This is a genomic window from Methylobacterium sp. 10 (assembly GCF_000519085.1).
In the GTDB taxonomy this organism is placed as follows: Bacteria; Pseudomonadota; Alphaproteobacteria; order Rhizobiales; family Beijerinckiaceae; genus Methylobacterium.
The window spans coordinates 1,800,568-1,821,722 of record NZ_KI912577.1 but is presented as its reverse complement, the minus strand read 5'-3'; the positions used below and the strand labels follow the sequence as shown (position 1 = coordinate 1,821,722).

Here is a 21,155-nt window from a genome sequence, read left to right as displayed (position 1 = left end):
CCGTCGACAGGGTCGATCCATCGAACCCGTCAGAACCCGCGAGGAACGATGTCGGCCCGCATCCTGATCGTCGATGATCTCTTTCCGAACGTGAAGCTGCTCGAGACGAAGCTGTCCCTCGAGTATTTCGACGTTCTGGCGGCCATGAACGGGCCGGATGCCATCTCGATCTGCGAGAAGGGCCTGTGCGACCTCGTCCTCCTCGACGTAATGATGCCCGGGATGGACGGATTCGAGGTGTGCCGTCGCCTCAAGCGCAATCCCACCACCGCCCATCTCCCTGTCGTGATGGTGACGGCCCTCGATCAGCCATCGGATCGGTTGCGGGGGCTCGACGCGGGGGCCGACGACTTCCTGACGAAACCGATCGACGACACCGCCCTGTTCGCGCGGGTGCGCAACCTTGTCCGGCTGAAGGCGGTCACTGATGAGCTTCGCGACAGGGCGCTGGCCTCGCGGGAGTTCGGTATCGGCGATCCCTTGGCCCTCGCCGCCGCGGGGGACGGTCAGAACGCGTCGATCCTGCTGGTGGAGGACCGGAAGAATTCGGCCGAGCGGCTTTCCGCGGCCCTGAATCAGCACCATCGGGTCACGGTCGTGGCGGACCCGCACGACGCGCTGGTGCTGGCCACCGAGGGGGATTTCGAACTGACCCTCGTCAGCCTCGATCTCCAGGGGTTCGACGGACTGCGTCTCTGCAGCCAGGTCCTGTCCCTCGACCGTACCCGCACCATGCCGGTGATGATGATCGCGGAGGAGAACGACAAGGCACGGGTGATCCGCGGCCTCGAATTCGGCGTGCACGACTATCTCATGCGCCCTGTGGACCGGAACGAACTCGTGGCCCGGGTGCGCACCCAGGTGCGGCGAAGCCGTTTCTCGGACACCCTGCGCGACGCCGTCCAGGCCTCAATGGAGATGGCCGTCACCGACGGGCTCACCGGGCTCCACAATCGGCGCTACCTCGACAGCCATCTCGCCGTCCTGTTCGACGACGCCGCCCTGCGCCATCGAGCCGTCTCGATGCTGATGCTCGATATCGACCGGTTCAAGTCGATCAACGACACCTACGGTCACGAGGCAGGCGACGAGGTGCTCCGTGCCTTCGCCGGCCGCATCCGCCTTCATACACGCGGCGTCGACATCGTCGCCCGCTATGGTGGCGAAGAGGTCGTCATCATCCTGCCCGATGCGGAGCCGGAGGCGGCCCATGTCATCGCGGAGCGTATTCGGGAGCGCATCGAGGCCGTCCCGTTCCTGATCGACCAGGAGACACGGGAGATCCACGTCACCGTGTCCATCGGAGTGGCTTGCCGCCATGCCGAGGACAAGGGACCCGCCGACATGCTCAAGCGTGCCGACCTCGCCCTCTACCGCGCCAAGTCTTCCGGTCGTAACCGGGTCGAAGCCGAAGCGGCCTGACACAGGACTGACGGGGCGCAGCGGCTGGGTTCCATCCCAGCCTCGCGCACCCAGGCGACGGCAGCGCCGAGGACCGCGATCCACCACCCCTGCCAGGCGCCGTGCTCCACGAAGGCCACCGCCGAGCAGGAGCCCACGAGGCTCAAGGCGACCACGCCTTCCCCGCGCGGCATGCGAGCGATGAGCGCCAGCATCATCATCAGGATCGCGCTGGCAAGGCCGGCACCAACGATGCCGAGCTCGGCCCAGATCTGTAGAAAGATGTTGTGCGGGTGGCCCACCGCAAGCATCGGCCGCAGGCCCGGCTCGATCCGTGCAGCGACGGGCGTCTCGATAAACCGCGCCGAGGTCCCGAATCCGGCCCCGCTCCAGGGATCGAGGGCCACGGCCGCGCCGAAACTGCGGGCGATGGCCACCCGTGCCCGCGAACTGCTCTGCACCAGCCGTTCGTGAACAGCGTCGGGCATGACCTTCTGGAGGATATCCCCCTCCACCGGCGCGAGGATGAGAGAGAGGGCCAGCACTGCCCCCACAATGGCGAGCCCGACCCGGCGCGGGGTCAGGGAGGCGACGAGGGACGTGACAGCCCCGGCTGCGAGCCCCATGGCGGCGGCGCCGCTGATCGATCGCAGGATCGCCCCGGTACTGATCACGAGAACGAGAAGCGCCGCGATGCCATGCCCGCGCCGGTAAAGGAGATAGGCCAGAGGGCCCATGATGGGCAGGATCGTCAAGGCGGGACGGTTGAAGACGAACAGCGCCACCCGCGAGCCCATCGCCCGATGCAGGGGAAGATGGGTGGCGAGGGCCACGACGATGTAGAGGCCGGCGAGCGCAATAGACCAGGCGGCGAGCCGGGGCGTGAAGGGAGGCATGTTCCCGGGCGCGAGGCGAGCGAGGAGATAGGCCCCCGCGACGGTCGGCAGGAATTCCTGGATGTTGCGCCAGGACAGATCCTGCGCTGGGCTCCAGGCGATGCTCACCAGCGACCAGACGGCGAAGCCGAGGGCGGCAAGGCCGATCGGCGTGACGAGCGGCCTCAGCACGAACCGCATCGTAGCGCGAGCATCCTCGATCAGCCCCGCGACGAGGAAAAACAACGCGGCAAGGCCGATGACGGTCGGGCTCGACCGATTGGCGAGCGCCATCGCCACCGGAAGGATGGCGAGCGTAACGGCGCCGGCGGTGCGCAGACACGCGACCGTCTCCGATCGAGGAGGAAGACCTGACATTGTAGAGGGTCGGGCCGTGCGGCTACTGGAGCTCGTGGCCGCGCTTGCCCATCTCGGCACGTACGCGGACCATCATGTATTCGGACACCCCTTGGGTCCAGTTCTGCATGGCCTGGACGATCTCGTCGAGCACCTGGGGCTGAGTCTCGACGTAGCGCTTGCCCGCCGCCGAATGGAAGAAAGCGACGATCTCGGTGAGCTCAGCCTCGGACAGGCGGCTCGCGTAAATCTTGGCCGCCGTCTCGATCATCATCTGCTTCTGCAGTTCCATCTCCGGCGCCAGGGAGATGAGAACCTCATCGAGATCCTTTGTCAGGTCCGGGCGGGTAATGGCGGCCTGCTTGATCTGCTGACCGAAGGCCGGAAGAATCGAATCGAACGAGCGGGCGATGCCAGAGCTGAGAGTGACTTCCCGCGCCAGCGCCAGATGGTTAGGGGTGAAGGTCGGCTGCTGGGCGGCGGGCGTCAAGGGAGCCGGCGCGGCGGGTTTGGCACCGGGCTTGGCCGGCGCGGCTGGCTTCTGCACCTGCGCCTGGCCGGCGGTCGGCGCCAAGACCAAGAGGATTCCGGCGAGGACGGAAGCGGTCAGGACGGTAGAGAGGCGGCGGCGGGACATGGCGAACGCTCCGGAAAGGCGTGTCGATCAGGATATCGAAGGAGGGTAGAGGCGCGTCAGACTGCGCCGAGACAGGTGACGTGCGCCTGCCCGTCACGGGCTTCCGCCAGGACCGCGCCGGTGGCGAGGCCGAGGAACAGACCATGCTCGACCACGCCGGGCACCGCCCAGAGTGCGGCGGACAGGCGTTCCGGATCGGCGATCGCCTTCAGGTGCGCGTCGAGGATGAGATGGCCGCCATCGGTCACGAAGGGGGTACCGCCGGGGCCGGCACGCAGGACGAGGTCGCCCGCGCAGCCGGCGCTCTCCATGGCCCGGCTCACGGCGATGCGGGTAGCGCCGAGGCCGAACGGGTTGACCTCCACCGGCAGCGGAAACGCGCCGAGGGTCGTCACGGATTTCGCCGCGTCAGCGATCACCACCATACGACGACTGGCGAAGGCCACGATCTTCTCGCGAAGGAGAGCGCCGCCGCCGCCCTTCACCAGACGCATCCGTGCGTCGATCTCGTCGGCGCCGTCGATGGTCAGGTCGAGTTCGGGAAGATCTTCGAGACTGGCCAGGGGAATGCCGGCGCCCTCGGCGGCGATGCGCGTCGCCTCTGAGGTCGGGACGCCCGTGACCTTGAGTCCGTCGCGCACCCGCGCACCGAGAAGCTCCACGAACACGTTGGCGGTGCTGCCGGTTCCGATACCGAGCCGCATCCCATCCTCGACGAGATCAAGGGCACGGGCGGCGGCGGCGCGACGCAGGTCGGGACCGCTCACGAGGAGGCCCCGTTCATCGGGAGGGAGGGGGCGAGATGCATGGGCGGGCTCTCGGGCTACGGGCTGGGCCGCTGAAAGTCCGGTGGCCCTAGCACGGCTGGCAACGCCGTCCAACGCGACTGTTGCCGAACATCCGCACCGATCGCCCTCAAGGGCGGGTGTTCTGGGGCGGAGTGGCACTCGGCCCCGCACGGCCTGGGGCCTGTCCGGTGGCCACGGCTTCCTCGGGACCGCTGGCGGCAGGGTTCGCCTGGGCGGTGCACACCACCGCTTCCTTCTGGAGCTGGACGTAGCAAATGCTCATCTCGCCGGTGCGGTAGTTCACGCGGAACACCCCGGCCTCGCGGGTGTGGCGCGAGGCGACGAGGCCGTATTCGGACGGGGCCTGGGCGCTGGCGCCCTCGCCGGAGCCGTAGCAGACGGTGAGGCCTACGCTGCCCACCGCGCCTTCGCGCAGGCCGTACTGGCAAGAGGTGACCTCACCCGTGACCTTGTCGACGCGGTAGACCCGGTTGAGGTCGATCTGCGGCGCGGGGACGAACTCGAAGGAGGCGGCGCCGGCGGCCCCGGTCGTGCAGGCGAGGAGCGCCAGCGCGATCCCGGCCCGGCATCCCCTGGCTCTTCCCGAACGGGCGGATGCGGCGGGAACGGTGGATATGAACGCACGGTCGGTCGGCGGTGTCGAACGCATGGTCGCCTTCATGTCCTGATGCAGACAGGGGAAACTCGCAAGGGAACTCTCGTGGCCGCTCCCCTATAGCGGCCTTGAGGCGCAACCGTGACCCGCTCGCGGCGGCCTTGATCGCATCATGGCCGGATTCTACAGCATCATGGCACGGAGAGAAGCCCGATCGGTTGGTTAAGCTCTTGCGTACGCATCAGATTTTTTCCCGGTACGCAGCGTCCACCTCCCAGCCCGCCGTGACACCGTCATCCAGCCCGGGATCACCCGTCGCCATTCAACGAACCTTGCGAGTCCTCATGCCAAGCCTGCCGCCCATCGTCGTGTTCGACCTCGACGGAACCCTCGCCGAGACCGCGGGCGACCTCGTCGGGACTCTCAACGCGATCCTCGCCCGCGAGGGCCTGCCCACTCTCCCCCTCGACCGGGCGCGTGACATGATCGGCGCCGGAGCGAAAGCGTTAATCCAGCGCGGCTTCGAGGCGGCGGGCGAGCCCATCGACGACGCCCGCCTGCAGACGCTCTTCGTCGATTTCCTCGACCATTACGGCCGGCATCTCAGCGAGCATTCCTATCTGTTCCCCGGCGTCGAGGAGGCCCTCGACGCCCTGTGCGCGCGTGGCTTCCTCCTCGCGGTCTGCACCAACAAGGTCGAGGCTCACGCCAAACAACTGCTAGAGGTGCTCGGCGTCGCCGGACGCTTCGCCGCCATCTGCGGTCGCGACACCTTCCCGGTCTACAAGCCGAACCCGGCCCATATCACCCTCACCGTCGAGCAGGCGAAGGGCGATGTTTTGCGTGCCGTGATGGTGGGAGATTCCCGCGCCGATATCGATGCGGCGAAGGCGGCGGGGATTCCGGTCATCGCGGTGCCGTTCGGCTACACCGACCTGCCGGTGGAGCAGCTAGGCCCCACGCGGGTGATCCAGCATTTCGATGAGTTGATGGGGGCGGTCGATGCCCTCGTGCCGGCTTCTGCCGTGGCCTGAGGGGAATGGTGGGCGCGACAGGGATCGAACCTGTGACCCTTCGCGTGTGAAGCGAATGCTCTCCCGCTGAGCTACGCACCCGGACCGAGGGCCTTCTAGGGCGAGGCCCACGCACCCGTCAAGGGCCTCTGTTGCCTCGGCCCTCGGCGACTTGCCGAGTCGGCATCCCGCGAGGTTCGGCCGCTCGGCCACCGGACCCGGTCCTGACGCCGCGCTCGACAGGATGCAGAGCGGGAGGTTATCCGCCCCTCGGGCCGCGCTCCGCCGGGCCGAGGCGCAGGAGCAGCGCCACCGGGATCAGGCCGACGACGACGATGAGCAGGGCGGCCACCGCGCCGTCCTCGTAGGTGCCGCGCACGGCCTCCCCGTAGAGGTGGGTCGCCAGGGTCTCCACGTTGAGCGGGCGCAGGAGCAGAGTCGCCGGCAGTTCCTTGACGCAATCGACGAATACGAGGAGCGCGCCGCTGAGCAGAGCCGGCCATGTCATCGGCAGGTGTACGCGCATCAGCGTGCCGACGGGGCCACGGCCGAGCATGAGCCCGGCTTCTCCGAGGGAGCCCGGCACCTTTGCCAAGCCCGCCTCGCAGGCTCCGACACCGACCGCGAGGAAGCGCACGAGATAGGCGATGACGAGGGCGCCGCCCGCGCCGACTCCGATGATCGCCGGGGCGACGCCGAAGAGTGCCGTCGTGATGCGGGACAGGGAGGCATCGGCGAGGGCCAGCGGGCCGAGGAGCCCGATCGCCAGGATCGCCCCGGGGAGCGCGTAGCCGAGGGCGGCGATGCGGATCAGCCCCTGCCCGAAGCGCCTGGCGACGAGCCGGGGGCCGGCGGCGACGAGGAATCCGCAGGCGGCCGCGAGCAGGGTGGCGAGGCTGGCATAGAGCAGGGTGTTGCCCGCCTCGGCGATGACGCCCCGGGGAAATCCGAGCCGGGTGACGCGGGCAGAGGCGGAATGGGCGAGATAGGCCGCCGGGATCAGGAAGCCGATGGCGATGGGGAGGATGCCGAGACACAAGGCGGCCGAGGCCGGCGCACCGGACAGACGATGGCGAGCCATGTCGCGCTGGCGCTGGCCCGTGCCAGCATAGCCGCGCCCGCGCCGCCCCCAGCGCTCGGCCGCGAGCAGCAGGAGCACCATCGCCAGCATCACCAGGGCGATCTGTGCGGCGCCGGGCAGATCGGACCGGTTGATCCAGGTGGCGTAGACCTGCACCGTGAGTGTCCTCACGCCGAGAAATTCGGCGGCGCCGATGTCGTTGAGCGTCTCCATGAGGGCAAGGCTGGTGCCGAGCGCGATGGCGGGACGCGCCAGCGGCAAGGCGATCCTGAAGAAGACCGCCGTCGGCGACCGTCCCAGGATGCGCGCCGCCTCGATGAACGTGCCCGCCTGCATCAGGAACAGTGCCCGCGTCGGCAGATAGACATACGGGTAGAGCACGAAGCCGAGGAGCAGGATGCAGCCCGGCAGGGAACGTATCTCCGGAAGCAGCAGATCCTTCGGCCGCGCGACGCCGAGAAGCTCGCGCAGAGTACTCTGGACCGGGCCGATGGGGTGAAGCAGGTCGAGATAGGCGAAGGCGACGATATAGGTCGGCACCGCCAGGGGCAGCAGCAGCCCGATTTCCAAGAGGCCGCGCCCCCGGAACTCGTAGGCCGCGACGAGCCACGCCGAGCCGACCCCGAGCATGACGACGAGGAGGCCGACGCCGCCGAGGAGCAGTGCCGTGGTGATCGTCGCCTGAGGCAGGACATGCGCCAGGAGATGCGGCCAGACCTCGCTCGACCCACCCGCCGCCGTCAGCGCCAGGGACACCACCGGGCTGAGGATCAAGGCCGCCAAGGCCAGGGCTCCCGCCGCCCAGGCGATAGGCCCGGCGCGCAAACGCTGCGCCGCCCTCGGAGCGGCATCGGAACCGATCGAGGCCTGCGATCGGGCCAGTTCGACGGCGGCCGACATCGGCCGGGGCTTCAGTTGTCGAAGCCCACCGTATCAACCAGCAGGCTCGCCGCCTTGCGGTTTCGGGCGATCTCGACCAGGGGCACGGTATCGATGGTCAACGGGCCCAGTGCCGTAAGCCGGGGATCGATCGGCGCGCCCGCCTTCACCGGGTACTCGAAATTGGCCTTCGCATAGAGGCCCTGGCCTTCGTCGGAGACGAGGTATTCGAGAAGCTTGACCGCCTCGTCACGGTTCGGCGCGCTTTTGGCGACTACGGCACCGGAGACGTTCACATGGGTGCCGCCGCTGGTGAAGATCGGTAGCACGACCTTGATCCCGTCGCCCCATTTCTGCTGGTCCGGGCCACCCTTGCCCGAGCGCATCAGCCCGACATAGTACGAGTTGCCGAGCCCGACGGTGCAGGTTCCAGCTAAGATATCGCGGGCGACGTCGCGGTCGCCGCCGGCCGGCTTGCGCGCGAGGTTGGCCTTTACGCCCGTCAGCCAGTCCTTCGCCTTCTCCGGCCCGTGCTTGACGATGTAATGGGCGATAAGCGCCGTGTTGTAGGGGTGCTGGCCGGCGCGCAGGCAGAGCTTGCCCTTCCATTTCGGGTCGACGAGGTCCTCGTAGGTCAGGGCCTTCTCCGCGAGGTCCTTATCGGCATACGCGACGCGGGCGCGCATGGAGAGGGCGTACCACAGGCCGCCGGCATCGCGCAGGGGCGACGGGACGGCGGCTTCCAGGGTCTCCGTACGCACCGGCTGCGCGAGGCCGCGATCCACCAGTTCGATGAGGTTGCCGATATCCACGGTCATGAGCACGTCGGCCTTCGACCGCTCGCCCTCGGAGGCCACGCGCTCGGCGAGGCCCTTCTCCACGAAGACGGTATTGACGGTGACGCCGCTCTTGGCGGTGTAGGCATCGAGCAGGGGCTTGATCAGGCCGGGTTCACGAGTGGTGTAGATGTTGACCTCGGCAGCCGTCGCTCCGGCGATCCAGGCGAAGGCCGTCGCACCGCCGACCAGACATTTCGAGACCCAACCAACCATGACGTCCATCCCTCTTCCCTCAATGACCGGTTCTGGGCCGCATCTTCACGGGAAAAGCAAGACTTATGTCCTCAGTTTATTATAGTTCAAAACTATACTTCTGGATATTGCCGAACACGAACAGCCAGGCTCGGTTAATCCAATTCTGCGGAAAAAACCAACCCCGCCCCCTTGGCCAGGATCAGGCCGACACGATCACCCTCCCCCGCCGCTGTCTCGTCGGCGACCGTGAGGCGGAAAGGTTCGGGAAATCCCTCCGCCGCCAGGGTCAGTTCCACGACGGGTCCGAGGAAACGGCGGCGGATGACCCGCGCCGGATGACCGGATTCGGGGCCCAACAGGCCGATCGCCTCGGGCCTGACGCAGGCGGTGACCGGTGCGCCGTTCGCGATCCCGGGTGCCGGAACTGCGCCGAACGGCGTGGCAGCAGCGCCGTTCGTGCAGCGGGAGGGAAAAGTAATGAGATCGCCGAAGAAATTTGCGGCGAAGTGCGAAAGCGGGTGCTGATAGAGTTCCGCGCCGGTGCCGATCTGGACGATGCGCCCGCCCCGCATCAGGACGATGCGGTCACTCACCAGCAACGCCTCCTCCGGGTCGTGGGTCACCAGAAGCGCGGTGGCGCCGGTGGCGCGCAAGACCGAGATCGTGTCGGCCCGTACCCTGTCCCGGTTGCGCCGATCGAGATTCGAGAACGGCTCGTCGAGAAGGAGCACCCGCGGCCCCGGCGCCAGGGCGCGGGCAAGCGCCACACGCTGGCTCTCCCCGCCCGACAGCGAGCCGGGATAGCTCGAAGCCCGGTCGGCGAGGCCGACTTGTTCCAGCCGCGCCTTGGCGACGGCCTCGGCGTCGCCGGCGCGTAGCCGGTGGAGACCGAAGCGGACATTCTGCATGACGGTAAGATGGGGGAACAGAGCGTAATCCTGGAACATCAGGCCGACGCCGCGCTCTTCCGGCGGCGTCTGGGCGCTCATCACCTGACCATCGAGAAGGACAAGCCCGCCGCTCGGCTGTTCGAGGCCTGCCACCGCCCGCAACAGGGTGCTCTTGCCGCAACCAGAATCACCGAGAAGCGCGATGATTTCTCCCGCCCGGACCGCGAGGGAAACATGGTCGAGAGCGTGCTTGCGGCCGAAATCGACGCTGAGCCCGCGTGTCTCAAGGCGCGGCGGCACCTCGCCGGGGCAGCGTCCCTCGATCGGATCGGTCGCGGCCATGACCTGTTCCTCAATGTTCGGATCGTGTTGAAACACGCGCTTCTCGCCCGATACCGCCTCAGGTCAAGGGGAAGCTGGGCCTGCGGGCAGCTCGGTCGGGGGCGAACGAGGGATTGCGCCATCGCCCTCATGGCGGAGCCGCGTCCCGGCCGGCTCTTTCGGAGTGCATGCGGGACGCCCCCCGACGGTTTGCCGGTGGAAAGTTCCCCCCTCCTTCCGGGCGCTCTTGCATCCGTGTCGAGGCGTCCTGTACGGTTCCGATCGTCGTCGTAAGGGTGCCCTGCGCGACCAACATCTGTTTGGCAACGGGCGGAGTGGCCATGCGAGGTGTCGCAGGGATCGTCCCGTGTCGGTCGGGGGAATCGAGCGGATGTCGGAGGGGGCGATGACGGATACCGGTGCTGGCTGGACGGACGAGCGCGTCGAGGTACTGCGACGTCTCTGGGACGAGGGACTGAGCGCGAGCCAGATCGCCACGCAACTCGGCGGCGTCACCCGCAACGCCGTCATCGGAAAGGTCCACCGGCTGGGTCTGTCGGGCCGCGTCAAGGCGGCGGATTCGCCCGGCAATGGTCGCAAGAAGCCTGCAATCCGCGATGCCGAGGCCGAGGCCGACAACGTCGTGGAGCTAGCGGCCGCAGCCGATCCAGTTGCCGCCCCGAGCCCGCTGTTTCCCGAGATCAATGCGGTGGTCGCCGCCCAGGGTATGCCTCTGGCCGTGTCCAAGCGCGTGACCATCATGGATCTGCGCGAATCCATGTGTCGCTGGCCCCTCGGGGATCCGACAACGCCGGAGTTTCACTATTGCGGCGACCGCTCGATCACCGGCCTGCCCTATTGCACGCACCACGCCGAGATCGCGTATCAGCCCGCCGCCGAGCGCAAGCGCGACCGCCGGGTCGGCGGCTTCCGCTGAGTCTATAGCGCACGGCTCATTTGTCGCCGCTTACCTCGGGCGGTGACGGGTCCCGTGCTGTCGGAGGTCGGGAGAGCGCGCGTCCCCACTTGATCCCATGAGCGTGCAATCCGTCCGCCAGTGCGAGGCGGAGGATCGCAAAATCATGGCTCTTTCCGCAATGAGCGGGAGAGAGATCGGGCGGCCCCGAAAGCTTCCCCACCCCTCAGCTGACGCCGCGACGCGTTTTCCAGGCAAAGCCCCCCCGCCCAGATTTGGCGAGGGGGTGCGCCCGGAATGGCGGCTCGCGTCAGGCAACCGTTCGGGTCTCGAGTCCGGCGAGGAGGATGCACAATGCGATTCCCTCCGCCGCTGCCTTCACGTCCGAGAGCGAGGGGAAGGTCGGCGCGAGGCGCAGGGTGCGGTCATGCGGGTCGCGTCCATAGGGGGAGGTCGCGCCGGCGGGCGTCAGGGCGATGCCGGCCTCCTTGGCCAGCGCCACGGTCCGCTGGGCCGCGCCGTCCACCGTATCGACGGTGATGAAGTAGCCGCCTTCGGGCTTCGTCCAGGTCGCCGCGCCGGTTCCACCAAGCCGGGCCTCCAGAGCGTCGAGGACGGCCTGGAATTTCGGCGCGATCAATGCGCGCTGCTTCTCCATATGCGCCTCGATGCCGGCCATGTCCTTCAGGAAGCGGACGTGGCGCAGCTGGTTGAGCTTGTCGGGCCCGATGGTGCGGAAGAAGGAGCGGCCGAGGAACCAGCGCACGTTCTCCGGGGAGGAGGCGAACACGGCGATGCCCGCTCCCGCCAGGGTGACCTTGGAGGTCGAGGCGAAGATGAAGGGCCGGTCGGGATGGCCGGCCTCCTCGCAGAGGGCGAGGATGTCGGCAAGGGGATGGCGCGTGGCGGTGAGGTGGTGGACGGTGTAGGCGTTGTCCCAGAACAGTCGGAAATCGGGGGCGCCGGTTTCCATGGCGGCGAGACGCCGGACGGTCTCGTCGGAATAGGTCTCGCCGCTCGGATTGGCGTATTTCGGCACGCACCACATGCCCTTCACGGCCGGATCGGCCGCCAGTTTCTCGACGACGTCCATGTCCGGCCCCTGGCCGGTCATGGGGACGGGCAGCATGCGGATGCCTAGGGCTTCGCAGATGGCGAAGTGACGGTCGTAGCCGGGAACGGGACAGAGGAAGACCGGATCCTCTTCCTTCGACCAGGGCTTCACCGAGCCGGGCACGCCCTTCAGCAGAGCCCAGGCGATGCAATCGTGCATGAGCGCTAGGCTCGAATTGTCGCCGATGACGATCTGGGCCGCCGGCGCCTGTACCATCGGCGCGAACAGGGCGCGCGCTTCCGGTAGTCCCTGGAGGCCGCCATAGTTGCGCGCATCGTCACCCGCCTCGGCGAAATGATCGCCGTTGCCGGGCAGCGCCATCATCGCGCTCGACAGGTCGAGCTGCTCCGGCGCCGGCTTGCCACGAGTCATGTCGAGCTTGAGGCCGCGGCTCTTGAAGGCCTCGTAGGCCTCGCGGGTCTTCGCATGAAGCGCATCGCGGGCGGCGGGATCGAGGGAAGCCAGACTCGTCATGGAAATACGCTCACGTCGTTGTGTGATTGTCCCCGTCCATACCGGCTACGGGGCGCGATGGGGAGAGGTTCAGGTGGGGATGCGCCATAACCAGGCTGCACCCCGTACGCCGGATGCATCGCCGTGGCGGCTCATCCGGATCGGTGTGTCGCATCCCGGGGAGAAGACGTGCGGAAGGATCTCTCCTGCCAGATCGGCAATCAGCTCCGGCACCGTCGACAATCCGCCGCCGAGGACCACCACGTCGGGGTCCAGGATGTTGATCACGCCCGCCATTGCACGCGCGAGCCGCTCCCGATAGCGGCCGATGCTCTCACATGCGGCGTCATCGCCGGCGCGCGCGGCGGCGATGACGGATTCACCGGTCGGAGCGACCGTGCCGGTCCGACGGCCATGGTCGGCGGCGAGACCGGGGCCGGACAGCCACGTCTCGATACAGCCATGCCGGCCGCAGTAGCAGGATGGACCAGGCCGCTCATCGTCACGAGGGGCGGGAAGCGGGTTGTGCCCCCATTCGCCGGCGATGCGGTTGGCACCCGACAGGGCGACCCCGTCGATGGCGATGCCGGAGCCGACGCCGGTCCCGAGAATGATGGCCCAGACGACCCGCGAGCCGGCGCCCGCACCGTCCACCGCCTCGGAGACGGCGAGGCAATTGGCATCGTTCTCGGCGCGGACCGGTCGGCCAAGCCGTGCCTTGAGATCGATGACGAAGGGCCTGCCGTTCAGCCAGACCGAGTTGGCGTTCTTCACGAGGCCGGTGCCGGGCGCGATCGCACCCGGCATGCCGATGCCGACGCTGCCAATGCCTCCGGCATCGCGCTCCAGGCGCAGGACGAGCGCGGCGATCGCGTCCAGGGTGGCGTCGTAATCGTTCCGCGGGGTCGGGATCCGCGCCTCGGCACGAACGGCACCACCGGCATCGAGGACGATGCCGGCGATCTTGGTGCCGCCGAGGTCGATCCCGATGCGCAGGCGCGTCGGGTCCACGACTCGGCTCTACCGCGCGGCGACGGCCGGACGGGGAGCGGGTTCCTGGTCCATGTTCGGCGCATGGTCCGAGATGTCTGTGCCGATGGAGAAGGGATGCGCCATGACCTGATTCAGCTTCTCCTGGTCGAGTTCGCCCTCCCAGCGGCTGACCACCACCGTGGCGACGCCGTTGCCGATCAGGTTGGTGATGGCCCTGCATTCCGACATGAACTTGTCGACGCCCAGGATCAGGGTCATGGCGGCCACGGGTACCGGGTTGTTGGGGATGGCACTGAGCGTGGCCGCGAGGGTGATGAAGCCGGCACCCGTAACGCCGGAGGCCCCCTTCGAGGTCAGCATCGCCACGAGGATAATGGTGGCGTACTGGGCGAAGGACAGGTCAGCGCCCACGGCCTGGGCCAGGAACAGAGTCGCCAGGGTCATGTAGATGTTGGTGCCGTCGAGATTGAACGAGTAGCCGGTGGGGATCACGAGGCCCACGACGGAATCCGAGGCGCCGAGGCGACGCATCTTCGTCATCATGTGCGGCAGCACCGTCTCGGAAGACGAGGTGCCGAGCACGATGAGGAGTTCGTCCTTGATATAGGCCAGGAACTTGAAGATCGAGAAGCCGGCCACACGGGCAATGCCGCCCAGGACAAGGACCACGAACAGGAAGGCCGTGACGTAGAAGGTGCCTACGAGCCAGGCGAGATCGATCACCTTGCCGATGCCGTACTGGCCGATGGTGAAGGCCATGGCGCCGAAAGCACCGATGGGCGCGAGCTTCACCACGAGACCGATGATGCGGAAGAAGACCTGGCCCGCCGTGTCGATGGCGTGCGTGATGGCCTCGCCGCGCTTGCCCATGCCGGTGACGACGACGCCGGTCAGGATCGAGATTAGCAGGACCTGAAGAAGATCACCCGTGGCGAAGGCATCGAAGAAGCTCTTCGGGATCAGCGCCATGATGTGGCCGGTGACGGAGTCGTCGGCCGCGATCTTGGCGTATTTCTCCACCGATTTACCGTCGAGCTTGCTCACATCGGCATTGAAACCGGCACCCGGCTTCACCACCTCACCGACAAGGATACCAATCAGAAGCGCAATGGTGGAGACCACCTCGAAGTAGACCAGCGCCTTCAGGCCTACGCGGCCGACTTTCTTCAAGTCGCCGATTGAGGCGATGCCGTGGACGATGGTACAGAAGATGATCGGTGCGATCATCATCTTGATCAGCGCGATGAAGGCGTCGCCCAGCCATTTGACGGACTTGCCCCATTCGGGGTGCAGATATCCGAGAAGGATGCCAAGCGCGATGGCGATCAGCACTTGGATGTAGAGGACCTTGTACCAAGGCTCGTGAGGTGTCGGTGCTGCCGGCGCGCTGCCTCCGGCATGGACGGTGGTCTGAGCCATGTTCCCTCACAGGCGCCTCTTTGGGCGCACGCTCGTCTGTCTTGTCGAGACGCTAGCGAGTTTAATCCCTCGCCTCAACGAGGCTATGAGAGATAATCTTTGTTTCCCGCTGAAACCGTGAGGATAGGCCGGTTCTGTAACGCGATGAGGCTCTACCGCGTTATTGCATACGATTGTCGTGCACCGACTTTGCCGGATATGCCCGGTGCCGCCGGGGCACCCCAAGCCGCCCGCAGATGAGCCCAGCTCATCTCCGGTTTAGACGGTTCAGGTCTGTGGAGTACGGCGGGGACGCACGGTCCAGCGCTCGAATTCGGCGGCCGGATCGTCGTCGCGACCTGCGGTACGGGTGGGCTGAGACGCTCCGAGGGCCTGGGACAGGCTCTCGATCACGTCATCGATCCGGGCATCTGTCCGGATCGGGGTCTCGGCGGCGGGGGCTTCCTCGGCGGCCGGCTCTTCGCGCCGTTCCTCACTGCGCTCTTCGGCGACGGGCTGCGGTGCGGGCTCTTCCACCGGCACGGCAGCGGGCGCGGCGGATTTGGCCGCCAGAACCGCGGCTCGGCGATTGGCTCGAAGGGTCGCCTCGTCCTCGGTGGCTTTCGGTGGCGGAGCATTGAAGCGTCCGAAGCCGAAGCGAGGCTCGAGAAGATCGAGGATTGCCTCGAGGGCGGCGTTGCTGAGGGCAACCTCGCCGGTCTGAGGCACGCCCTGGATCGCCACGGCATGCCGGTCATAGGCGGCATTCTCGGAAACGTCCTCGCCGAACCAGGCCGGAGGCACGAAAGCCGCCGCCTGGCCGGGCTCGTCGAACACGACGCTGAGCAGATCGAGGGCGCCCGGCGTCGCGTAGCGGTCGACCAAAGCCTCACGGCCGTTGCCGAGGGCCAGGACCGCACGATCATAGATCGCCTTGCCGGAGCAGACATCGAGGAGCGCGTCACCATGGGCGCGGGGGACGTCGGTCCGCTCCTCGCTCGACGTCCCGTCCGGCGCCGTGGTGACGAGGACAAGGTGGCAGTTCTGGCCATCGACGCGGACATAGGACGTACGACCGGCCTGGGGAGCGAAATAGCCCTCGGTGATCTTCGAACCGCCGCGTTCCTTGCGGATCAGGCGGACGAGGGATGGCGCGACCAGAAACCGACGAACGACACTCATGTACTCTTCTCCCCCCGGATCGGCTCGTCACGGCAAGCGGTCCCTCGGGAGCGCCGTGCAGTGGGCGCACTCTGGCCCCGCTCGTAGCCATATCCTGTTTCGGCGGCGACGGAACACCCGGCCTGTGGAAACCGGGCGGCACGGGCCTTACGGACGCGACGGGCCTCGAACCTGGCGAGCCTGACGGCGCACAACGCAGAAGGCCACGTTCTTTCGACTAAGAAAAAATGGGACTAAATCAAGGCCACACGTGCATGGCCCCTCCCGATTTTTTGGAATTCATCCCAATGGGCTCAGGTATTCGGCTCGAAGCGCAATGAAATGCCGTTCATGCAGTAGCGTAGCCCCGTCGGTGCCGGACCATCGTCGAAGACGTGGCCGAGATGACCTTTGCAGCGGGCGCAATGCACTTCGGTCCGTACCATCCAGTGACTGCGGTCGGACTTCGTCTCCACCGCGCCGTCGAGAGGATCGAAGAAGCTCGGCCAGCCGGTGCCGGACTCGAACTTGGTGGTGTTCTCGAACAGCGGCGCATCGCAGCCCGCGCAGTGGAACGTGCCGGGCCGCTTCTCGGCGTTGAGGCAGCTCGTCCCGGCCCGCTCCGTGCCATGCTCGCGCAGGACCCGGTACTGGTCCGGCGTCAGGATCTCGCGCCACTCGGCCTCGGTGCGCTGGCCAATGTCTGCCTCGGTCTCGCTCATGGTCGCCTCCGGTTCTTCGGGATATTCCGGAGAGATAGGCATTCCAGGGGCATACGGCACCCTGTCACGCCGCCGCGCCGATCGTATCGGCCATCCGCGCCTCGCGCTCGCCCATGGGCTTTTCCGGGCCGGTGGTTGTGTCGCGTGCGGTCTGGTGCTCCATCTCCGCATTGATCTCGGCGCCCAGGAGCACGATCGTGGTGGAGATCCAGATCCACGTCATGAAGCCGATGGCGGCGCCGAGGGAACCGTAGGTCTCGTTGTAATTGCCGAAGCTGGCGACGTACCAGGAGAACAGGATCGAGGCAGCGAGCCAGAGCAGGCCGGCGACGGCGCCGCCCGTACCGACCCAGCGCCAGCGCGGCCGCTCACGGCTCGGGCCATAGCGGTAGAGCAGCGAGAGGCCTCCGAGAAGGACGACGAGAAGGAATGGCCAGCGCAACAGGGCGATCAGCCGGGCGCCCTGCCCGAAACCGAAGAAATTGAACACGACCGGCAGCACGACGATGCTGGTGAGCGCCAGGATGGTGAAGAGGAGCGCCCCGACGGTGAAGGTCAGGGAGCGCAGGTTCAGCATCACGAAGGAGCGCTTCTCCTGTTCCTCGTAGACGACGTTGAGCGCATCGAACATCGCCTTCATGGCGGCGTTGGCACTCCAGAGCGAGAGGACGAGGCTGGAGAAGAAGGTCAGGCCCAGGGTGCCGTTGTCCTTGGCGGCGATCCGCTTCACCTGTTCGCCGATGATGTCGATGGCGCTGGAAGGTAGCACCCCCCGCATGCTGGAGAGGTGCTCGTTGATCGCGCCCACATCGGCCACGAGCCCATAGCAGGAGACCAGGGCGGCGATGGCCGGAAACAGCGACAGCAGGGTGAAGAACGTGACCCCGGCGGCGACAGCGAGCACGCGGTCCTTGTTGAATTCCAGGTAGACGCGGACGGCGATGTCCTTCCAACCGGCGCGGGTGATCTCGGTGGGGCTGCCCGCCGCCCTGCCGCGATGGACCTGTGTGGCTGCCACCCATTCGGCGCTGCGCCCGCTATGCGAGCGGGCGCCCTCGTCGCGGCGCGACGCGGGTTCGCCCGCGTCCTGCGTCCGGCGGCGCGACCGGGGCGCCAGCGACAGGGCGACGAGGGCCGCCCCCATGGCCAGGGTCCAGGCCAGGGACTGGGAAGAGCCCGACTCCCCGGGCTCGGGATGTTGAGGCTGAGACGAAGGCATGACGGCAACCGGGAGGGAGACGGCGCGAGCTTGGCCGTTCGATGACGAGAACCGCCGTCCCGCCAAAGCGTTCCGTCGCCCTGGCCTTCAGGACCGATAGAGCCCGGCATGCTCCTCGCGCAGGAGATTCTTCTGCACCTTGCCCATGGCATTGCGCGGCAGCTCGTCAGCGAAGAGGACGCGCTTGGGGCATTTGAACCGCGCGAGACGCCCCTCGAGGATACTCAGGATCTCCCTCTCCCCCGGCGCATCCGGGCGGGCGACGACGATGGCCGTGACGCCCTCGCCGAAATCGGCATGGGCGAGGCCGATCACGGCGGATTCGACCACACCCGGCAGCGCGTCGATCTCGTTCTCCACTTCCTTCGGGTAGACGTTGTAGCCGCCGGTGATGATGAGATCCTTGCCGCGCCCGACGATATGGACGTAGCCGCGCTCGTCGACCTTGCCGAGATCGCCGGTGATGAAGAACCCATCCGCCTTGAACTCGGCCGCCGTCTTCTCGCGCATGCGCCAATAGCCCTGGAACACGTTCGGCCCCTTCACCTCGATCATCCCCACCGCATCGGCGGGCAGCGCCCGCCCGGTCTCGGGATCGACCACTCTGAGCGCCACGCCCGGAAGCGGCATGCCCACCGTGCCGGCGATGCGCTCGCCGTCATAGGGGTTGGAGGTGTTCATGTTGGTCTCGGTCATGCCGTAGCGTTCGAGGATGGCGTGGCCGGTGCGGGCCTGCCACTCCCGGTGCGTCTCGGCGAGGAGCGGCGCCGAGCCGGAAACGAACAGTCGGATCGTTGCCACCGCCTCCGGGTTCAGGCCGGGCTCCCGGAGAAGACGGGTGTAGAAGGTCGGCACACCCATCATCGCGGTGGCCCGTGCAAGCAGCGGGAGCACCTGCTTCGGGTCGAATCTCGGCAGGAAGATCGCGGTGGCACCGGCGAGCAGCACGATGTTGGTGGCCACGAACAGCCCATGGGTGTGGAACACCGGCAAAGCGTGGATCAGCACGTCGTCGGCAGTGAAGCGCCAGGCCTTCACCAACGTCACGGCGTTGGAAGCGAGATTGTCATGGCTGAGCATGGCGCCCTTGGAACGCCCGGTGGTGCCGGAGGTGTAGAGGATCGCCGCGAGATCGTCGGGGCCGCGCTCTACATCGGTGAATTCGGTGCTGGCCGCGTCCGCCGCCTCCGCCATGCTGCCGCGCCCCGCCCCGTCGAGGGTGCGCAGAGCGGGCACTTTCGCCTCGGCAGCGACCGCCTCAAGCGCGGCGAGCCGGGCGGGATCGCAGACGAACAGGGTCGGCTCGGCATCCGAGAGGAAATACGCGATCTCCGGGGCCGTGTAGGCGGTGTTGAGCGGCAGGAAGACGGCGCCGGCGCGAACGGCGCCGAGATAGAGGAACACCACCTCGGCGCTTTTCTCGACCTGGACGGCCACGCGGTCGCCTGTCTTCACCCCGAGCGCCGTAAGGGCGGAGGCATAAGCGGCCGAGCGGTGGAGCATGTCGGCATAGGTGATCCGCGCGCCGTCGCCGGTCTCGATGAATGTCCGGGCGGCGGGATCGGCGGGCAGGCTCGCCCGAATGAGGTCGAAGAGATGGTTACGCATGACGTCGTCCAACCGTGATCGAACCGACAGCCGTGGCCGGACGACGCCCCGAAATCAAGCCTCTGCAAGGGCGACGGCGCGAATCGGCGGCAGGTTGGACCTCAGTTCGCGGCTCACAGTGCTCGACGCCGCCACGGTGCCGAGATTGGCATAGGTCTCGTGATTCTTTTCGATGGCCGAGAGATCATAGAGATAATTGACCATCAGCCCACGCGACTGGGCGAGCCCCTTGGGCGAGACGTCGCCGAGGAAGTTGAGTCGCTCCAGCCGCGCGCCGTTGCCGAGGTGGAACCGCGCCACCGGGTCGAGGGGCTTGCCGCGCTCGTTCTTCGCCCGCAGGAAATAGGCGGCGGCCGCCGGGATCATGGCCTTCTTCACCGCATCGGACTTCGCCTTGTCGACGTGCCAGCCCGGCTCGTCGATGGCCCGCAGAGCCTCGATATCGTCACGGGTCAGTCCCTGGGGCGCATCGGAGCGGCGCTCACGGTCGAGCCAGGCCGAAAAGCCGGGGACCGGCGAAAGTGTGACGAAGGTCTTGAGGCTCGGGATCTCGCGGGCGAGATCCTCCACCACCTGCTTGATCAGGAAATTGCCGAACGTGACGCCGGCAAGGCCCTTCTGGCAGTTCGAGATCGAATAGAAGATTGCGGTGGTGGCGGCCCGAGTGGGCAGAGGCTCGCGCCCATGCGCCAGGATCGGCGCGATGGCCGGTGCGATGCCGCCCGTGAGCGCCACCTCGACGAAGATCAGCGGCTCGTCCTGCAAGGCGGGATGGAAGAAGGCGAAGCAGCGTCGGTCCGTTGGTTCGATGCGTCGGCGCAACTCGTCCCATCCCGCGATCTCGTGCACCGCCTCGTAGCGGATGATCTTCTCAAGGATATGGGCCGGCGTGGTCCAGTCGATGTGGCGCAGCACCAGGAACCCGCGGTTGAACCATGACGCGAACAGGTGCTCGAAATCGCTGTCGAGGCTGTCGACGGCATCGACAAGGTCGGGGTCCGCCTCGTTCCCGCGCAGGTCCTTGCGCAGGACGAAGAGATCCTCCCGCATCCGCACCAAAGCGAGGGTGCCATTGCGGGCGAGGTTGAGCCGGCGGATGAGTTCCTGGCTGCGCGGCTCGGCCGCCTCGTGTAGCACGCCGAGGGCGGCACGGGTCGGATCCCGGCGGTAGGCGGCGATGGCCTCATCCACCACCTCGTGATCGGCACCGAAGACGGTGGCGATCCCCTGCAGGAAGACGAGCCGTTCGGCCCGCGCGAGGCTAGCGTAGCGCTCCAGGATCAGGCGGGCGAGCGCCACGCCCGACGCCTCGCCGCGCCGGGAGATCAGATCCTCGCAGAGCTTGATGAGCTCATGCGCATTGGCCTTGGAGGCGAGGTCGCCGCGGCCGATTCCGATGAGATCGCGACCACGGTCGCTGATGGTCTGAAGCAGGTCGCCGAAAAACGAGATCGCCGCCATGTCTCGCCGCCTGCTCCTTGACCCTGTCACAGGTTCCGCGTGTTGCCGATCCGGCGGAACGCAACGCGTATGCGCCATAGTCTATGACGCGGGACGTCCGAGAGCCAGGGCCTTGACCGTGGAACCATGCCGCAGACGCGGCGGAATGGATAAAACGGGGCGATGACTAGAAACCGTGTTTCCCGAAGTCCGACACCCACTTACAGGGACGATAACCT

Annotated in this window: 18 protein-coding genes and 1 tRNA gene; 3 read left to right on the top strand and 16 right to left on the bottom strand. The window is 67.2% G+C overall.

Annotation, left to right across the window (positions count from 1 at the left end):
• The first annotated feature begins 48 nt into the window (after positions 1-48).
• Complete coding sequence (locus K368_RS0108355) at positions 49-1,422, top strand: PleD family two-component system response regulator (protein ID WP_027171986.1); 1,374 nt, start codon at positions 49-51, stop codon at positions 1,420-1,422.
• Here the strand turns inward: K368_RS0108355 and K368_RS24260 are convergent.
• The 4 genes from K368_RS24260 to K368_RS0108335 all read right to left on the bottom strand — a co-directional run bounded on the left by K368_RS24260 (position 1,371) and on the right by K368_RS0108335 (position 4,728).
• Positions 1,371-2,654 carry an O-antigen ligase family protein gene (locus K368_RS24260; protein ID WP_051439814.1) on the bottom strand — a complete coding sequence of 428 codons (1,284 nt, stop codon included), beginning with the start codon at positions 2,652-2,654 and terminating at the stop codon, positions 1,371-1,373. The two genes, K368_RS0108355 and K368_RS24260, sit on opposite strands and share 52 nt — an antisense overlap.
• 22 nt (positions 2,655-2,676) lie before the next feature.
• Positions 2,677-3,270 carry a DUF2059 domain-containing protein gene (locus K368_RS0108345; RefSeq protein WP_027171985.1) on the bottom strand — a complete coding sequence of 198 codons (594 nt, stop codon included), beginning with the start codon at positions 3,268-3,270 and terminating at the stop codon, positions 2,677-2,679.
• Positions 3,271-3,326: 56 nt separating this feature from the next.
• A complete protein-coding gene (gene rpiA / locus K368_RS0108340; RefSeq protein WP_027171984.1) occupies positions 3,327-4,037 on the bottom strand; it encodes a ribose-5-phosphate isomerase RpiA in 711 nt (236 codons plus the stop codon).
• A gap of 148 nt (positions 4,038-4,185) precedes the next feature.
• Complete coding sequence (locus tag K368_RS0108335; protein WP_155935061.1) at positions 4,186-4,728, bottom strand: hypothetical protein; 543 nt, start codon at positions 4,726-4,728, stop codon at positions 4,186-4,188.
• A 290-nt stretch (positions 4,729-5,018) separates the two neighbouring features.
• On the opposite strand from K368_RS0108335, the gene gph reads away from it, so the two are divergent.
• Positions 5,019-5,708 (top strand): phosphoglycolate phosphatase, encoded by a 690-nt coding sequence (gene gph, locus K368_RS0108330; protein WP_027171982.1) that lies wholly within the window; start codon positions 5,019-5,021, stop codon positions 5,706-5,708.
• Between the two features lie 6 nt (positions 5,709-5,714).
• On the opposite strand, the gene K368_RS0108325 is transcribed toward gph, so the two are convergent.
• The 4 genes from K368_RS0108325 to K368_RS0108310 form a co-directional block, all read right to left on the bottom strand.
• A tRNA-Val gene (locus K368_RS0108325) sits at positions 5,715-5,789 on the bottom strand.
• Positions 5,790-5,946: 157 nt separating this feature from the next.
• Positions 5,947-7,668, bottom strand: a complete 1,722-nt coding sequence (locus K368_RS0108320) for an iron ABC transporter permease (RefSeq protein ID WP_245259539.1) — start codon at positions 7,666-7,668, stop codon at positions 5,947-5,949.
• 11 nt (positions 7,669-7,679) lie between these two features.
• Entirely contained in the window at positions 7,680-8,708 is a 1,029-nt protein-coding gene (locus tag K368_RS0108315) for an extracellular solute-binding protein (RefSeq protein WP_027171980.1), read from the bottom strand.
• A 125-nt stretch (positions 8,709-8,833) separates the two neighbouring features.
• Positions 8,834-9,913, bottom strand: a complete 1,080-nt coding sequence (locus K368_RS0108310; RefSeq protein ID WP_081739537.1) for an ABC transporter ATP-binding protein — start codon at positions 9,911-9,913, stop codon at positions 8,834-8,836.
• Positions 9,914-10,283: 370 nt separating this feature from the next.
• Between K368_RS0108310 and K368_RS0108305 the strand changes: the two genes are divergently transcribed.
• On the top strand, positions 10,284-10,829 hold the full coding sequence (locus K368_RS0108305) for a GcrA family cell cycle regulator (RefSeq protein ID WP_081739682.1): 546 nt from the start codon (positions 10,284-10,286) through the stop codon (positions 10,827-10,829).
• Positions 10,830-11,118: 289 nt separating this feature from the next.
• Here K368_RS0108305 and K368_RS0108300 read toward each other — a convergent pair whose 3' ends face one another.
• From K368_RS0108300 to K368_RS0108265, 8 genes are all read right to left on the bottom strand, one after another.
• On the bottom strand, positions 11,119-12,396 hold the full coding sequence (locus tag K368_RS0108300) for an aminotransferase (RefSeq protein ID WP_027171977.1): 1,278 nt from the start codon (positions 12,394-12,396) through the stop codon (positions 11,119-11,121).
• Positions 12,397-12,465: 69 nt separating this feature from the next.
• Positions 12,466-13,386 carry an ROK family protein gene (locus K368_RS0108295; RefSeq protein WP_027171976.1) on the bottom strand — a complete coding sequence of 307 codons (921 nt, stop codon included), beginning with the start codon at positions 13,384-13,386 and terminating at the stop codon, positions 12,466-12,468.
• Between the two features lie 9 nt (positions 13,387-13,395).
• Entirely contained in the window at positions 13,396-14,787 is a 1,392-nt protein-coding gene (locus K368_RS0108290; protein WP_027171975.1) for a dicarboxylate/amino acid:cation symporter, read from the bottom strand.
• A 267-nt stretch (positions 14,788-15,054) separates the two neighbouring features.
• The gene (locus K368_RS0108285; RefSeq protein ID WP_027171974.1) at positions 15,055-15,948 is read right to left on the bottom strand and encodes a hypothetical protein; all 894 of its coding nucleotides are present in this window, start codon (positions 15,946-15,948) and stop codon (positions 15,055-15,057) included.
• 293 nt (positions 15,949-16,241) lie between these two features.
• Positions 16,242-16,649 (bottom strand): peptide-methionine (R)-S-oxide reductase MsrB, encoded by a 408-nt coding sequence (msrB, locus tag K368_RS0108280; protein WP_027171973.1) that lies wholly within the window; start codon positions 16,647-16,649, stop codon positions 16,242-16,244.
• A 64-nt stretch (positions 16,650-16,713) separates the two neighbouring features.
• Positions 16,714-17,868: a YihY/virulence factor BrkB family protein gene (locus K368_RS0108275; RefSeq protein WP_027171972.1), complete on the bottom strand. Its 1,155-nt coding sequence runs from the start codon at positions 17,866-17,868 to the stop codon at positions 16,714-16,716.
• 87 nt (positions 17,869-17,955) lie between these two features.
• Complete coding sequence (locus K368_RS0108270) at positions 17,956-19,476, bottom strand: malonyl-CoA synthase (RefSeq protein ID WP_036266842.1); 1,521 nt, start codon at positions 19,474-19,476, stop codon at positions 17,956-17,958.
• Positions 19,477-19,530: 54 nt separating this feature from the next.
• Complete coding sequence (locus tag K368_RS0108265) at positions 19,531-20,937, bottom strand: malonyl-CoA decarboxylase (RefSeq protein ID WP_027171970.1); 1,407 nt, start codon at positions 20,935-20,937, stop codon at positions 19,531-19,533.
• Positions 20,938-21,155 lie beyond the last annotated feature (218 nt).

What these genes read in the sequence shown, in the direction of transcription:
- K368_RS0108310 (WP_081739537.1), bottom strand. Translation starts at nt 9,913, where the DNA reads ATGGCCGCGACCGATCCGATCGAGGGACGCTGCCCCGGCGAGGTGCCG.
- K368_RS24260 (WP_051439814.1), bottom strand. Translation starts at nt 2,654, where the DNA reads ATGTCAGGTCTTCCTCCTCGATCGGAGACGGTCGCGTGTCTGCGCACC.
- K368_RS0108335 (WP_155935061.1), bottom strand. Translation starts at nt 4,728, where the DNA reads ATGCGTTCGACACCGCCGACCGACCGTGCGTTCATATCCACCGTTCCC.
- K368_RS0108320 (WP_245259539.1), bottom strand. Translation starts at nt 7,668, where the DNA reads ATGTCGGCCGCCGTCGAACTGGCCCGATCGCAGGCCTCGATCGGTTCC.
- K368_RS0108290 (WP_027171975.1), bottom strand. Translation starts at nt 14,787, where the DNA reads ATGGCTCAGACCACCGTCCATGCCGGAGGCAGCGCGCCGGCAGCACCG.
- K368_RS0108285 (WP_027171974.1), bottom strand. Translation starts at nt 15,948, where the DNA reads ATGAGTGTCGTTCGTCGGTTTCTGGTCGCGCCATCCCTCGTCCGCCTG.
- K368_RS0108300 (WP_027171977.1), bottom strand. Translation starts at nt 12,396, where the DNA reads ATGACGAGTCTGGCTTCCCTCGATCCCGCCGCCCGCGATGCGCTTCAT.
- K368_RS0108305 (WP_081739682.1), top strand. Translation starts at nt 10,284, where the DNA reads ATGTCGGAGGGGGCGATGACGGATACCGGTGCTGGCTGGACGGACGAG.
- msrB (WP_027171973.1), bottom strand. Translation starts at nt 16,649, where the DNA reads ATGAGCGAGACCGAGGCAGACATTGGCCAGCGCACCGAGGCCGAGTGG.
- K368_RS0108275 (WP_027171972.1), bottom strand. Translation starts at nt 17,868, where the DNA reads ATGCCTTCGTCTCAGCCTCAACATCCCGAGCCCGGGGAGTCGGGCTCT.
- gph (WP_027171982.1), top strand. Translation starts at nt 5,019, where the DNA reads ATGCCAAGCCTGCCGCCCATCGTCGTGTTCGACCTCGACGGAACCCTC.
- K368_RS0108315 (WP_027171980.1), bottom strand. Translation starts at nt 8,708, where the DNA reads ATGGACGTCATGGTTGGTTGGGTCTCGAAATGTCTGGTCGGCGGTGCG.
- K368_RS0108265 (WP_027171970.1), bottom strand. Translation starts at nt 20,937, where the DNA reads ATGGCGGCGATCTCGTTTTTCGGCGACCTGCTTCAGACCATCAGCGAC.
- K368_RS0108345 (WP_027171985.1), bottom strand. Translation starts at nt 3,270, where the DNA reads ATGTCCCGCCGCCGCCTCTCTACCGTCCTGACCGCTTCCGTCCTCGCC.
- K368_RS0108355 (WP_027171986.1), top strand. Translation starts at nt 49, where the DNA reads ATGTCGGCCCGCATCCTGATCGTCGATGATCTCTTTCCGAACGTGAAG.
- K368_RS0108270 (WP_036266842.1), bottom strand. Translation starts at nt 19,476, where the DNA reads ATGCGTAACCATCTCTTCGACCTCATTCGGGCGAGCCTGCCCGCCGAT.